10 protein-coding genes are annotated in these 14,940 nt (G+C 56.8%); 5 read left to right on the plus strand and 5 right to left on the minus strand.

All coding sequences use genetic code 11. From position 1 onward, the window contains the following. Positions 1-258: 258 nt before the first annotated feature. On the minus strand, positions 259-1,245 hold the full coding sequence (locus tag M0974_RS13445; protein WP_297837212.1) for an FAD:protein FMN transferase: 987 nt from the start codon (positions 1,243-1,245) through the stop codon (positions 259-261). 151 nt (positions 1,246-1,396) lie between these two features. Here M0974_RS13445 and M0974_RS13450 point away from each other — a divergent pair, with 151 nt between their 5' ends. Beyond that, complete coding sequence (locus M0974_RS13450) at positions 1,397-1,957, plus strand: chalcone isomerase family protein (protein ID WP_297837215.1); 561 nt, start codon at positions 1,397-1,399, stop codon at positions 1,955-1,957. Between the two features lie 137 nt (positions 1,958-2,094). Continuing rightward, a complete protein-coding gene (locus tag M0974_RS13455; RefSeq protein WP_297837217.1) occupies positions 2,095-3,390 on the plus strand; it encodes an MFS transporter in 1,296 nt (431 codons plus the stop codon). Positions 3,391-3,641: 251 nt separating this feature from the next. Here the strand turns inward: M0974_RS13455 and M0974_RS13460 are convergent, their stop codons facing one another. Next, on the minus strand, positions 3,642-5,105 hold the full coding sequence (locus M0974_RS13460) for a glyceraldehyde-3-phosphate dehydrogenase (protein WP_297837220.1): 1,464 nt from the start codon (positions 5,103-5,105) through the stop codon (positions 3,642-3,644). 179 nt (positions 5,106-5,284) lie between these two features. On the opposite strand from M0974_RS13460, the gene mfd reads away from it, so the two are divergent. Next, a complete protein-coding gene (gene mfd, locus M0974_RS13465) occupies positions 5,285-8,737 on the plus strand; it encodes a transcription-repair coupling factor (RefSeq protein ID WP_297837222.1) in 3,453 nt (1,150 codons plus the stop codon). A gap of 129 nt (positions 8,738-8,866) precedes the next feature. Next, positions 8,867-11,572, plus strand: a complete 2,706-nt coding sequence (locus tag M0974_RS13470) for a DEAD/DEAH box helicase (RefSeq protein WP_297837224.1) — start codon at positions 8,867-8,869, stop codon at positions 11,570-11,572. A gap of 87 nt (positions 11,573-11,659) precedes the next feature. On the opposite strand, the gene M0974_RS13475 is transcribed toward M0974_RS13470, so the two are convergent. The 3 genes from M0974_RS13475 to M0974_RS13485 all read right to left on the minus strand — a co-directional run bounded on the left by M0974_RS13475 (position 11,660) and on the right by M0974_RS13485 (position 14,335). Beyond that, entirely contained in the window at positions 11,660-12,400 is a 741-nt protein-coding gene (locus M0974_RS13475; RefSeq protein ID WP_297837227.1) for an S-methyl-5'-thioinosine phosphorylase, read from the minus strand. 19 nt (positions 12,401-12,419) lie between these two features. Next, entirely contained in the window at positions 12,420-13,418 is a 999-nt protein-coding gene (gene nagZ / locus M0974_RS13480) for a beta-N-acetylhexosaminidase (RefSeq protein WP_297837234.1), read from the minus strand. Between the two features lie 212 nt (positions 13,419-13,630). Further along, positions 13,631-14,335: a TetR/AcrR family transcriptional regulator gene (locus M0974_RS13485; RefSeq protein ID WP_297837230.1), complete on the minus strand. Its 705-nt coding sequence runs from the start codon at positions 14,333-14,335 to the stop codon at positions 13,631-13,633. 287 nt (positions 14,336-14,622) lie between these two features. Between M0974_RS13485 and lexA the strand changes: the two genes are divergently transcribed. After that, on the plus strand, positions 14,623-14,940 hold a 318-nt coding region (lexA, locus tag M0974_RS13490), incomplete at its 3' end, for a transcriptional repressor LexA (protein WP_297837232.1).

A 14,940-nucleotide genomic window follows, 5' to 3' on the forward strand; every position in this document is an offset into this window, starting at 1 on the left:
ATTGCCGCGCCCTCTCCCGCCGGACCGGAACCCAGTACCACTACGTCGTAGTTGTAGACAGCCATGCGTACTCCTTTAGAACGGGCCGAAACGCCACTCTGGCGTCTCTGGCTAAATCATGTCGCGGCCAGCGACACGAAGGATCAAAATCTGGGGCGCAGTCTAACCAAGCGCCGACGCCGCGAACATTAACCCTTGGTCGCGTCGTAGGCCAATATTGTCTGCACTACATTGCCAATCGAATCAATAAAGCGCCGCCTACTTCGATTTATCGGCGAACAGTCTGTTGAATTCCGAACTGCTGCGGATGATAAAACGGTTATCGACACGAATCACAAAAAATGCTGCGATTTTGTGTACTTCGGCATAATCCCAACCCCGCTCCGGGCCCAGTATCTCCAACAACGTAGACAATCCATCGGCCATTAACGCTGAGTGATCAATGACCGTCACCGACGCCAGGCCGTGAACCACAGGCACTCCGGTCAGCGCGTCGAAGGTATGGGAATAACGCTTTCCGTCCTGCTCGAAGTAGTTCCGGTAGTCGCCCGAGGTTGAAACGCCGTACCCGTCCAACTCAACAATTTTTTCCGCGACCTGCTGATCATCTCGCGGCGCTTCAAGCGCGACACGCCATGGTGAGCCGTCGACTTTTTTGCCAACCGCTTTTAGCTCGCCGGTCGCTTCGGCGAGAAAACTGTGGATACCCATTGTTTGCAGGCGGGTACTAATGAGGTCCACCGCGTAACCGGCGGCGATACTGTTGAAGTCAACTTCAACCGGGGCGTCCTTACAAAGCTGATCCCCATCAATGTGCAAATGCCCATGCCCAACGCGCTCTAACACCTGCGCTATCTGCTGCGCCGTCGGAACGCGTTCGACCCGAGCTTGCGGGCCGAAGCCCCACAAGTCGAGCAACGGCTCCACGGTCAAATCGTAGGAACCTTGACTGGCGACAGATAGCTGCTCCCCAAAGCGAACCAACTGCAAGACGCCCGAAGGCATTGACTGGCAGCTATTGCCGGGAAGCATATTGAAGCGCTGGATATCCGAATCACTGCGATACGTCGACATTTGCTGATCGACTTCGGCCAATATTGCTTCGACTTGGGCCTGCACTTCAGCTGTCTTTGGTCCGTCGGGGCTGCGCACGTACTGCACCGAATAGGTGCTGCCCATGGTCGGGCCGGTAAAGCTTTCCAACCGCTCGCCGGAACCGCAAGCGGCCACGGCACTTATCAGCACCGCAGATATCGATATCCTTACCAGCAAAGGGCAAAATCTGAGCGACTTTCGCCGCGCTCTCCAGTCGAAATACATTTGTCGCTCGCAAAGCCCTACGTCGGGCAAAAATTGTTTTAACCTGCTTATCTGTATTCAAAAAGGCCCGGCCATTATGCGATATCTGCTTGTCTGTTTATTGCTGTTATTGAGCCCGACCGTCTCGGCCAACTCCGCAGACCGACTCAAAGAAGCGGCCTTCCCCACTCAACTGAGCAACCAGTCACCCGCGCTGGAGCGCAAAGGCCAAGGGGTATTGACCTACTTATGGGCCGATGTCTATGCCGCGGCCCTGTTCAACGAGCCATCCGTCACCGCCGAGCAAGCATTCAGCGAACAACGCGCGCAGTGCCTGGAACTCTATTACTTTCGTGACATTGACCGCTCGGACGTCATCAAGGCCGCCGATGCAACGTTGGCGCGCCAGCAAAGCAAAGACACCCTTACCCGCTTGAAACCTGACCTGGACCAGTTGCACGCTAGCTTCCAGGATATTCAACGGGGTGACCGATTTGCCCTCAGCTTCACCCCTGCGCGCGGAATGAGCCTTGAGCGCAATGGAAAAGTGATCTTCAACAGCGCAAACACTGAGTTGGCACGCGTCTACTTTGGCCTCTGGCTGGCTCCGGACGGCCTATCAAAAAAGCTGCGTAACTCCCTGCTAAATCAGACTTAAGGCTACCTTTTTAGTTGTCTTGGCGCCCCTTTAAACATATTGTTACATCTACGTGCGGCATGCAGGCAGGAGGCCACAGTGCAGCAACGATAACGACAAGGGATTCCCAGCTACATAGCCTAAGTGAGTAATAAGAAATGGCCTCGAATACGGGCAAGGGCAAGGCGATATTTCGCGTTGTCAGCGGTAACTTTTTGGAAATGTTTGACTTCATGGTCTACGGCTTTTACGCCACGGCCATTGCCAAGACCTTCTTCCCTACCGATAGCGCTTTTGCTTCTCTGATGCTGTCGTTGGCGACATTCGGTGCGGGCTTCCTGATGCGCCCACTGGGTGCGATTTTCCTCGGCGCGTACATCGACCGTCACGGTCGACGCAAAGGTCTGATCATTACGTTGGCGATGATGGCCATGGGCACGGTGCTGATAGCCTGTGTGCCTGGTTACGCGACGCTAGGTGTTGCAGCGCCGTTACTGGTGTTGCTTGGACGTCTGTTGCAAGGCTTCTCTGCTGGCGTGGAACTGGGTGGTGTTTCGGTTTACCTCGCAGAAATCTCCACACCGGGCCGCAAAGGCTTTTTCGTTAGCTGGCAATCGGCTAGCCAACAGGCTGCCGTGGTATTCGCCGCTTTGCTGGGTGTCGGCCTCAACCACTGGCTGAGCCCGGAGGAAATGGGTGACTGGGGCTGGCGCGTTCCGTTCCTCATCGGCTGCATGATCGTTCCTGCCATCTTCATTATTCGTCGTTCACTGGAAGAAACCCCTGAGTTCCAGGCACGCAAACATCGCCCGTCGATTGGCGAAATCATGCGTTCGATCGGTCAGAACTTTGGCCTGGTACTGGGCGGCATGGCATTGGTAGTAATGACCACTGTGTCGTTCTACCTGATCACCGCTTACACCCCGACGTTTGGTAAAACCGAGCTGCACCTGTCGGATCTCGACAGCTTGTTGGTGGCAGTCTGTGTCGGCATCTCGAACTTCATCTGGCTGCCGGTCATGGGTTCGTTGTCAGACCGCATTGGCCGCAAACCGCTGCTTTTGGCTGCAACCATCCTCGCCTTGGTAACCGCTTACCCTGCGCTGTCTTGGCTGGTTGCCCACCCAAGCTTCGAAAACCTGCTGATTGTTGAGCTGTGGTTGTCGTTCCTGTATGGCTCGTACAACGGCGCAATGGTTGTTGCTCTGACCGAGATCATGCCCGCCGAAGTACGGACAACTGGTTTCTCCCTGGCCTACAGCTTGGCAACCGCAACCTTCGGTGGTTTTACCCCGCTGGCCTGTACTTACCTGATCCACGCACTGGACAACAAAGCAGCGCCTGGCATCTGGTTAAGCGGTGCAGCCCTTCTGGGTCTGATCGCGACACTGGTACTGTTCCGCAAAGGCAAAAACCGACTGGAAGCGCCTCAGGCAATTCCTGCTAACGGCTGATAGCTGTTTGTACACGTCGTGATAAAAATGCCCTGATTCGTCAGGGCATTTTTTTGTCTGGAGTTTGGTATTGACCTGTGTGGCTTGCCGACGAACGCGGTGGGGCAGTCACCGCCGAGTCACGGCATTCCCAGGCAAGCCTGCTCCCACAGATTACTTGCTCTACCTAGTAGGCTGTTGTCTGAATTAAATATCAAACAGCACGCAAAAAAATGCCCCGACTAGTCAGGGCATTTTTTATCGCAACTTACTTATCGCGGAAACGCGGGCGGGTTAACACCGGCAATATCTTCCATCACACGAACTACCTGACAGCTGTAACCGAATTCGTTGTCGTACCACACGTACAGAACAACGCGGTTGTCGTTGCAGATAGTTGCTTCAGCATCGACCACACCGGCGTGACGCGAGCCGACGAAATCGGTAGACACCACTTCCTGCGAATTAACGAAATCGATCTGCTTATGCAGGTCTGAGTGCATTGCCATGTAGCGCAAGTACTCGTTAATTTCTTCGCGGGTGGTTGGCTTCTCAAGGGTCAGGTTGAGAATTGCCATGGACACGTTAGGTGTCGGTACGCGGATCGCGTTGCCGGTCAGCTTGCCGGCCAGCTCAGGCAGCGCCTTGGCTGCGGCGGTGGCAGCGCCGGTTTCAGTGATAACCATGTTCAACGCAGCGCTACGGCCACGACGATCACCCTTGTGGAAGTTATCGATCAGGTTTTGGTCGTTGGTGTACGAGTGAACCGTTTCGACATGACCATTCACAATCCCGAACTTGTCGTTGACCGCTTTGAGCACCGGCACAATGGCGTTGGTGGTGCAAGAGGCCGCCGAAACAATCAAGTCGTCAGGCGTGATCTCGCCATGGTTGATGCCATGCACGATGTTCTTCAGCTTGCCTTTGCCTGGTGCAGTCAACACAACACGGGAGATGCCCGGGCAGGTCAAATGCTGGCCCAAGCCCTCGGCATCACGCCATACGCCGGTGTTGTCCACCAGCAAAGCGTTCTTGATGCCGTACTGGGTGTAATCCACGTCAGTCGGGTTTTTCGCGTAGATCACCTGAATCAGGTTGCCGTTGGCGGTGATGGTGTTGTCGGCCTCATTAATTGTGATGGTGCCATCGAACGGACCATGGACCGAATCACGACGCAAAAGACTGGCACGCTTGACCAAGTCATTCTCTGCACCTTTGCGCACAACAATCGCCCGCAAACGCAAACCATCGCCGCCGCCGGTTTTTTCAATCAGGATTCGCGCCAAGAGACGACCAATCCGACCGAAACCGTACAGCACGACATCGGTGCCTTTACCTGACGTAGCGCTCTGTTGACCCACTACATCGGCCATTTCATCGCGTACGAACTGTTCGGCGCTGCGGCCGTTGCCTTCGGCCTTGTACTTCACGGCCAGCTTACCCAAGTCCACCGAAGCGGCACCCAGTTTAAGATCGCTCATGGCTTTAAGAAGGGGGAACGTCTCATGCACGGACAACTCACCGCCATCAGCTTGACGGTGACGAGCAAAGCGATGTGCTTTAAGAATTGCAATGACTGAACGGTTGATCAGGCTGCGGCCATAGATCGAGCTCACCACATTATTATTGCGGTAAAGCTGACCGATGAGAGGGATCATCGCCTCGGCGAGGGCCTCACGATCGATCCATTCACCAAGACACTGGTCGGGCTTCTGAGTCACGGTAACCTTCCACATGTAGGGGCTGAAAAAAGGGACTACATTATGCCGCCGCCTTTGTTTATGAGCAATGCGTGACAGTGAGATCACACGGCACTACATAAATTCCATCCACGTAAAACGCTGAAAACTGACAGCACACACGTTCGTTCGCTACAATCGCCGACCCTGTCGCAACGCTTGGAGCTCAACCTTCCGTGCCCGTTCTGCGTCTACCGATACTCCCTGCTGCGGCAGGTAAACAGCACTGGGGCAATTTGCCTGGTGCTGCCCTCAGCCTCGCTATTGCCGAGGCTGCCAGCGCTGCAAAGCGTTTTACCCTGCTGCTGACTGCTGACAGCCAAAGCGCCGAGCGTCTTGAACAAGAACTCGGCTTCTTTGCGCCTGACTTGCCGGTGCTGCATTTTCCGGATTGGGAGACCCTGCCGTACGACCTTTTTTCGCCGCACCAGGACATCATTTCCCAGCGCATCGCCAGTCTTTACCGATTGCCTGAGCTTGCCCACGGCGTGCTGGTGGTTCCGATCACCACCGCCCTGCACCGGCTGGCGCCCACCAAGTTTCTGCTCGGCAGCAGCCTGGTGTTGGACATCGGCCAAAAGCTCGACGTTGATCAGATGCGCACGCGGCTTGAAGCCAGTGGTTATCGCTGCGTTGACACGGTGTACGAGCACGGCGAATTCGCGGTCCGTGGCGCACTGATCGATTTGTTCCCGATGGGCAGTAAACTGCCGTACCGCATCGACCTGTTCGACGACGAAATCGAAACCCTGCGCACGTTCGATCCGGAAAATCAGCGCTCTATCGATAAGGTGCAATCGGTTCGCCTGCTGCCAGCGCGTGAGTTTCCGCTGCAAAAGGATGCCGTCACCCGCTTCAAAGCGCGATTCCGTGAGCGTTTCGATGTGGACTTCCGCAAGTGCCCGATCTTTCAAGATCTGAGCAGCGGGATTACACCCGCCGGGATTGAGTACTACCTGCCGCTGTTCTTCGATGAAACCTCAACCTTGTTCGATTACCTGCCCCAGGACACCCAAGTGTTCTCGCTGCCCGGCATCGAACAGGCGGCTGAGAACTTCTGGAGCGACGTACGTAACCGCTACGAAGAGCGCAAGGTCGATCCTGAACGGCCGTTACTACCACCCAATGAGTTGTTCCTTCCGGTAGAAGACTGCTTCGCCCGCCTGAAAAGCTGGCCACGGGTCGTAGCCAGCCAACAAGACGTCGAAACCGGCGTCGGTCGCGAGCGGTTTCCGGTGTTGCAGCTCCCAGACCTGGCGATCGAATCCAAGGCAACTCAACCGCTGGCTGCACTGTCGAAGTTTCTTGAAGAGTTTCCCGGTCGCGTGCTGTTTACTGCCGAGTCCGCTGGCCGTCGTGAAGTCCTGCTAGAGCTGCTGGAACGTTTAAAGCTGCGCCCGAAAACCGTCGACGGCTGGACGGATTTCGTCCAGGGCAAAGAACGCCTGTCGATCACCATAGGGCCGTTGGACGAAGGTTTGGTGTTGGAACAACCAGCCCTCGCGCTGATTGCAGAAAGCCCACTGTTCGGCCAACGGGTGATGCAGCGTCGACGTCGAGAAAAACGCACCGATGGCGGTAACAACGATGCGGTGATTAAAAACCTCACCGAGTTGCGTGAAGGCGCGCCGGTGGTGCATATCGACCACGGCGTAGGCCGCTACCTGGGCCTGGCAACGTTGGAAGTCGAAAATCAGGTGGCTGAATTCCTGATGTTGGCTTATGCCGAGGAAGCCAAGCTGTACGTGCCGGTGGCCAACCTGCACTTGATCGCGCGCTACACCGGCAGCGATGACGCCTTGGCGCCGCTGCATCGGCTGGGTTCTGAAACCTGGCAGAAAGCCAAGCGCAAAGCCGCTGAACAAGTGCGTGATGTCGCGGCTGAGTTACTCGACATCTATGCCCGCCGCGCTGCCCGCGAAGGCTATGCCTTCGCTGATCCGAAAGCCGACTACGAGACCTTCAGCGCCGGCTTCCCGTTCGAAGAGACGCCGGACCAACAGACCACCATAGAAGCTGTGCGCGCCGACATGCTCGCGCCCAAGCCGATGGACCGCCTGGTGTGCGGCGACGTGGGCTTCGGCAAGACCGAAGTGGCCATGCGCGCCGCCTTCATTGCCGTGCACGGCGGCCGTCAGGTGGCAATTCTAGTGCCGACCACCCTGCTCGCTCAGCAGCACTACAACAGCTTCCGCGACCGCTTTGCCGACTGGCCGGTGAGCGTAGAGGTGATGAGCCGATTCAAGTCCGCCAAAGAAATCAACGCCGCCGTCGCCGACTTGGCCGAAGGCAAGATCGACATCGTGATTGGCACGCACAAGCTGCTGCAAGACGACGTCAAGATCAAAAACCTCGGGCTGGTGATCATCGACGAAGAACACCGTTTCGGGGTGCGACAGAAAGAACAGCTCAAAGCGCTGCGCAGCGAGGTCGATATCCTGACCCTGACCGCTACGCCAATTCCGCGCACGCTGAACATGGCCGTGTCGGGCATGCGCGACTTGTCGATTATTGCCACGCCGCCAGCACGTCGTTTATCCGTGCGCACGTTCGTCATGGAGAACAACAAAAGTACGGTCAAGGAAGCCCTGCTGCGTGAACTGCTGCGCGGCGGCCAGGTTTATTACCTGCACAACGACGTCAAGACCATCGAGAAATGCGCCGCCGACTTGGCTGAACTGGTACCGGAAGCGCGCATCGGCATTGGTCATGGGCAGATGCGTGAACGTGATCTCGAACAAGTGATGAGCGACTTCTACCACAAGCGCTTTAACGTACTGATCGCCTCGACCATCATCGAGACCGGTATCGACGTACCAAGCGCCAACACCATCATCATCGAACGGGCCGACAAGTTCGGTCTGGCCCAGTTGCACCAGTTGCGTGGCCGGGTTGGCCGTAGTCACCACCAAGCGTATGCCTATTTGTTGACCCCGCCTCGGGCGCAAATCACCCCGGATGCCGAGAAGCGTCTGGAAGCGATTGCCAATACCCAAGACCTCGGTGCAGGCTTCGTACTTGCCACCAACGACTTGGAAATCCGCGGCGCCGGCGAGTTACTCGGCGATGGCCAGAGCGGGCAGATTCAGGCTGTGGGCTTCACCCTGTACATGGAAATGCTCGAACGGGCGGTCAAGGCTATTCGCAAGGGCGAACAACCGAACCTCGACCAACCGTTGGGCGGCGGTCCGGAAATCAACTTGCGCTTGCCGGCCTTGATTCCCGAAGCCTATCTGCCGGACGTACATACCCGCTTGATTTTGTACAAGCGCATTGCCAATGCCGCAGACGAAGAAGGCCTCAAGGACTTGCAGGTCGAGATGATCGACCGCTTCGGCCTACTGCCTGAGCCGACCAAAAACCTGGTGCGCTTGACGCTGCTTAAACTGCAGGCCGAGCAATTAGGCATCAAAAAAGTCGATGCGGGGCCGCAAGGTGGGCGCATCGAGTTCAGCGCCAGTACCCAAGTCGACCCGCTGGTGTTAATCAAACTGATTCAGGGTCAGCCAAACCGGTACAAGTTCGAAGGGGCCACGCTGTTCAAATTCATGGTACCCATGGAACGTCCAGAAGAACGCTTCAATACGCTGGAGGCTTTATTTGAGCGCCTTGCGCCAAAAAAAGCGTGAATGAGTAAAAGCCCTCCACTTGCACCGCGCGCCCGGCCATACTGGTCGACGTTTATCACAACGCACTCAAGGAGCGCATTGCGCTCCTTGCCTTTTGAGCACCGCTGCGGCGTAGGGCTGTAATGAACTGTGTCGTCAATTCTTGAAAGAGTTTTAGCCTCTTCGTGGGCAGATGGTTTCAAAACTCAAAGCCTTGAGCGAGGGCGCGACTATGCCCGGCAACAACGCATCAAGTTGCACCACCTCAGCGCGGACCTGGTCCAAACGCTGTGCCGAGGCTCAAGCCTGGAAATCTACACGCAGACACTCAAGCTCAAAGACCCGGAGAAGTACAGCCAGTTCGTGGTCGCCAAATGTACTTGCCCGGTGCGCAACAACTGTAAGCATTGCGCTGCAGCACTGTTCTTCCTCCAGGCCCCGGAAAATCAGCCATCCATTATCGCGGCGCTGGATGTAGCAGAACCCACCCCTGCGCCCTCTCGTCCTATTGAGCAAAAACCGACTCTGCCGGAACGCGTGATCGATTACCTGCCGCTGCCACGCCTGACACTCGCCAGTGTCGAATACAGTGCCTACGAACCGCGTAATGGCCGTATGCAACGGCACCTCCAGCACCGCGCCGCCTTGGGCTTTGGGTATGGTCCGTACTTCGCAACGGGCAAACCCGTCGATATCGTTTTCCACGATCAAACCGAGACCCTGCGCATCCACCGCGATGCCGAAGAAGAAAAACGTTGCTACGAGGAGATGCACGACCTCGGCTTCAAACTGGCGACCCGGCAGAGCAAGGCAATGCCCGACAGCGCCGGGGACATGTTCGAGCTGCCGAGCGACAAAGCCTGGCTGAATTTCATGACTCACAAATTGCCAGTGCTGCGCGAACAGGGTTGGGAGATCGATATCTATGACGACTTCACCTTCAACGTCACGCCGGTCGAGGACTGGTACGCGGTCATCGAAGAGCAACCCGAGCATGACTGGTTCGATCTAGAGCTGGGGATTATCGTTAATGGCGAGCGCCTGAGCCTGTTGCCAATTCTGATCAATCTGCTGCGCAGCCATCCAGAATTGATGAGCGCCAGCGGAATTGCCAAACGCCGCGACGATGAACAGCTTTTAGTACAGCTCAACCACTTCACCCAAAGAGGCGGCGAACCGATTCAGGTAGCGCTGCCTTATGGGCGACTGAAACCGGTATTGGCAACCTTAGGCGACTTCTATTGGCGCGACGACGGCAATAACGCGCTGCGCCTGAATACCGCCGACGCTACCCGCCTGGCTGCGCTGGACGACCTGCCGCTGATTTGGGAAGGCGGTGAACGTCTGCGCCATTTCGCCGAACGTCTGGCCGATATCAAGAACTTCTCAGTCAGCGTACCCGAGCGTTTGAACGCGACACTGCGTCCTTATCAGCTTGAAGGGTTGAGCTGGATGCAATCGCTGCGCGAACTCGAAGTCGGCGGCATTCTCGCCGACGACATGGGCTTGGGTAAAACCTTGCAAACCTTGGCCCACTTGCTCGTTGAGAAACAAGCTGGACGCATGGACCGCCCTTCTTTAGCGGTGATGCCTACCAGCCTAATCCCAAACTGGATGGATGAGGCCGAACGCTTCACGCCGGATTTGAAAGTATTAGCGCTGTATGGCGCGGGTAGGAAGCGCGACTTCGCAAACCTGCAAGATTACGACCTGATCCTGACCACTTACGCGTTACTGCCGCGCGATGTCGAACTGTTGGCCCTGCAGCCGCTGCACGTGCTGATTCTCGACGAGGCGCAGTACATCAAGAACCCTACCAGCAAGGCTGCTCACGCTGCGCGCAGCTTGAATGCCCGACAACGCCTGTGCCTGAGCGGCACACCGCTGGAAAATCACTTGGGCGAGCTGTGGTCGTTGTTCCACTTCCTGATGCCGGGCTGGTTGGGCGACAGCAAGCACTTCAACAGCAACTACCGTAAAGCTATCGAAAAGGAAGGCAGCGAGGAGCGCTTGCAGCACCTGAATGCACGGATCAAGCCGTTCTTGCTACGTCGCACTAAAGAACAAGTCGCCACTGAATTGCCGCCTAAAACTGAAATTGTGCATTGGGTCGAGCTCAATGACACCCAGCGCGATGTGTACGAAACCGTGCGCTTGGCGATGGACAAAAAGGTGCGAGACGAAATCACCCGCAAGGGCGTTGCGCGCAGTCAGATAATCATTCTTGAAGCGCTGCTCAAGCTGCGTCAGGTGTGCTGCGACCTGCGCCTGGTCAACAGCGCGCCCGCCACTGGCAAGCACGGCAGCTCGGCCAAATTGCACAGCCTGATGGAGATGTTTGAGGAGTTGCTGTCCGAAGGTCGAAAAATCCTGCTGTTCTCGCAGTTCACCTCGATGCTGGCGCTGATCGAGGCGGAACTGAAGCAACGCGGCATAGAGTATGCACTGCTCACCGGTCAAACCCGCGACCGTCGCACGCCCGTGCAGGATTTCCAGAGCGGTAAAGTACCGGTTTTTTTGATCAGCCTTAAAGCGGGCGGCACAGGCCTGAACCTGACCGCCGCCGACACCGTGATTCATTACGACCCGTGGTGGAACCCGGCAGCGGAAAACCAGGCCACAGACCGCGCGTATCGCATAGGTCAGGACAAGCCGGTGTTCGTCTACAAGATGATTGCGCGAGGCACCGTCGAAGAGAAAATCCAGCGCTTGCAGCAGGAAAAGTCAGCGCTGGCATCGGGTGTGCTGGATGGCCGCACCGCCGGCGACTGGAAGCTGGAGAGCGAGGACATCAACGCCCTGTTCGCGCCGCTACCCTTACCCTCGCCGTCGTCGAAGAAGGCGAAACCGCGTTGAATTCCTCCCGAATAAATTCGGTCCTACAAGTATCTGCAAACCTGTGGGAGCGAATTCATTCGCGAAGATTTGTCAGGCAATAAAGTTTTAATCTGCCGCCAGCACCCGAGCCAACGTTGCTTTGACCTTGCCCATCCCATCATGCAACGCCTGTTCGATTTCAGCCATGGTAATCACGGCCGAGGATTTCCCGGCGGCCGGATTAACCACCAACGCCAAACACGCGTACGCCAGATCGATCTCGCGAGCCAATGCAGCTTCAGGCATGCCGGTCATCCCGACGATGTCGCAACCGTCACGCTCCAGACGAATAATTTCCGCCACGGTTTCCAGGCGAGGCCCTTGAGTGCAAGCGTAAACACCTTGATCGCTGTAGTCACAGCCTTCTGCCGCCAGCGCAGCAATCAATCGAGCACGCAGCTCTTCGCTGTAGGGATAGCTGAAGTCAATGTGGGTCACCTGCTCCAGATCGTCAGCAAAATAGGTGTGTTCGCGACCGCTGGTGTAGTCGATCAATTGATGCGGCACACAGAAATGCCCGGTGCCCATCGCCGGATGAATCCCGCCCACCGCGTTAACCGCGAGAATAGCCTCGGCCCCGGCTTGTTTCAGCGCCCAGAGGTTGGCGCGGTAGTTGACTTGATGAGGCGGAAAACGGTGGGGATGGCCGTGGCGCGCGAGAAAAAGCACTTCACGCCCGGCGTAATCGCCGACTTGAATCTCACCGGAAGGCAAACCGTAAGGCGTATTCATGGGCAGGGACTGGCGGATGTTCAGCCCTTCCAATTGCGTCAGGCCGGTACCGCCGATAATTGCGTAAACAGTCATGGCAAAATCCTTTAGTCGATCAGTCAATCAGTTGTGCAGCACGCAACGCTTCAAGCGCTGCCAGCCAGCGTGGGTGCTGACGGTATTCAGTGGTGGCGTAAGCTTGTCCACGCATCCGCGCAATACGCGGCGAAGGTTTGACCTTGAGCCGCTGGGCAGTAACAAGGGCCAGCTCAGCCGCAGCCCGGTCGTTACACACCAGGCCCATGTCGCAGCCAGCCGACAAGGCCGCCTCGATCCGGCTCGCCGCGTCTCCCACCACATGAGCGCCGGCCATTGACAGGTCATCGCTGAAAATCACCCCGTCAAATTGCAACTCGCCACGCAGGATGTCTTGCAACCAGCGTCGGGAAAATCCGGCAGGCTGCGAGTCGACTTGCGGATAGATCACGTGGGCGGGCATCACTGCGGCCAATTGCTTGCTCAATCGAGCGAACGGCACGAGATCGTTAGCGCGGATGTCATCCAGGCTGCGCTCGTCGGTCGGGATCGCGACATGCGAGTCAGCCTCAGCCCAACCGTGACCGGGGAAGTGTTTGCCGGTGGCGGCCATGCCCGCAGCGTTCATGCCGCGAATAAAGGCGCCAGCAAGCAACGCCACACGCTCAGGATCGCCGTCGAACGCCCGACTGCCCACCACCGCACTGCGCTGATAATCCAGGTCCAGCACTGGCGCAAAACTCAAGTCCAAGCCCACGGACAGGACTTCTGTTGCCATCAACCAACCGCAATGCTCGGCCAGCGCGTCGGCATTAGGGTTATCTGCAATCGCCCGCATCGCTGGCAAACGGACAAAGCCCTGGCGCAAACGCTGCACGCGACCGCCCTCTTGATCCACCGCCAACAACAGGTCGGGGCGAACAGCTCGAATCGCCGCACTCAGTTCACGAACTTGCCGGGGATGCTCGATGTTACGGGCGAAAATGATCAAACCACCGACTTCAGGTTGACGCAGAAACTGGCGATCTTCAGCCGTCAACCACTTACCGGCGACATCTACCATCAACGAGCCTTGCAGGCCTGAACTCATAGTGAAATTCCTTAACTCAACGCCGCCATGCCCTGAACAGGCATGGCATCAAGCACAGTGGAGACAGCCAAATGCACAACCCATTGGAGACCCGCAGGGCGGCGTACCAATGGGCTGGCGAGGGAGGCATGTATAAATCGAGGGCTACGCATGGGCGGCTAGCTTAGCGGATGAACGCTGCCGCGCCCACCCGTCATCGGCTAAACCTTGGCGGCAGTTGGGCTTTTGCTGCGAGGCTTGAGTTGCGCCGAAACCATCGCCGCATCGGTGACGCCTGTCTCGGCGCGCATACCGGCAGCAAGGAAGGGCACCATCAAGCGCATCACCTGCTCGATAGAGGTATTCACGCCGAAATCAGTCTCGGCAATAGCACGCAACGCCTTGATGCCGGACATACTGAACGCCGCTGCACCCAGCATGAAATGCACGCGCCAGAACAGTTCGATCGGTGGAATACGGGGGGCGGCTTCGTTGACTAACAGCATGTAGCGGCGAAAAACCTTGCCATACATGTCTTCAAGGTAGCGTCGCAAATGGCCCTGACTCTGACTGAACGCAAGGCCTAGCAGGCGCATGAAGATCGACAGGTCATTGTTACTGCGGGGTTGGACGGCCAACGCTTGCTCGACAAGAATTTCCAGCAGCTCTTCCAGCGAGGGTTTTTGTTCTGGCTTGGTCTGACGACGCTCCAGCTCGCGGTCGAGGCTGACGCAAAAAGGGCCCAGAAAGCGTGAGAACACTGCCTGAATCAGCGCCTTTTTTGAACCGAAGTGATAATTCACCGCCGCCAAATTGACCGATGCCTTGCTGGTAATCAACCGCAGCGAAGTTTCGGCAAAGCCTTTCTCCGCAAACAACTGTTCAGCAGCATCAAGGATGCGTTCCACTGTTTCCGACTGAGCCATGATCTTCGCCTGACAAACACTTGTTTGAAACATACGTTTCAGACCGACCCTTTGTCAACCCTGCCCGTCCATTTTCTGGCCGACCAGTCATGCCTGCATTTAACCATAGATAGAGTGCTTAACAGTCATATAAGCAGAGGCTCGGAACCCCGCGCAAGTCAGTGATCGCAGTGAGCCTTTGACCGGCCGCCAGAGACCGTCCAGCGGTCGGAATAAAAAGGACGATTGCCAAGACGCAATCACTGTATATAATCCCAGTCACTGTATAAAAAGCCAGAGCGATCGACATGCTGAAACTGACGCCACGCCAAGCTGAAATTCTGGGTTTCATCAAACGCTGCCTCGAAGACAACGGCTACCCGCCGACCCGTGCTGAAATTGCCCAGGAACTCGGCTTTAAATCGCCCAATGCGGCGGAAGAACACCTGAAGGCCCTTGCACGCAAAGGCGCCATCGAGATGACTCCCGGCGCTTCGAGGGGCATCCGGATTCCGGGATTTGAAGCCAAGTCCGAAGAAAGCAGCCTGCCGATCATTGGTCGCGTCGCAGCTGGCGCTCCGATCCTTGCGCAGCAACATATAGAAGAGTCCTGCAACATCAACCCG

The organism is Pseudomonas sp. (assembly GCF_026224925.1).
In the GTDB taxonomy this organism is placed as follows: domain Bacteria; phylum Pseudomonadota; class Gammaproteobacteria; order Pseudomonadales; family Pseudomonadaceae; genus Aquipseudomonas.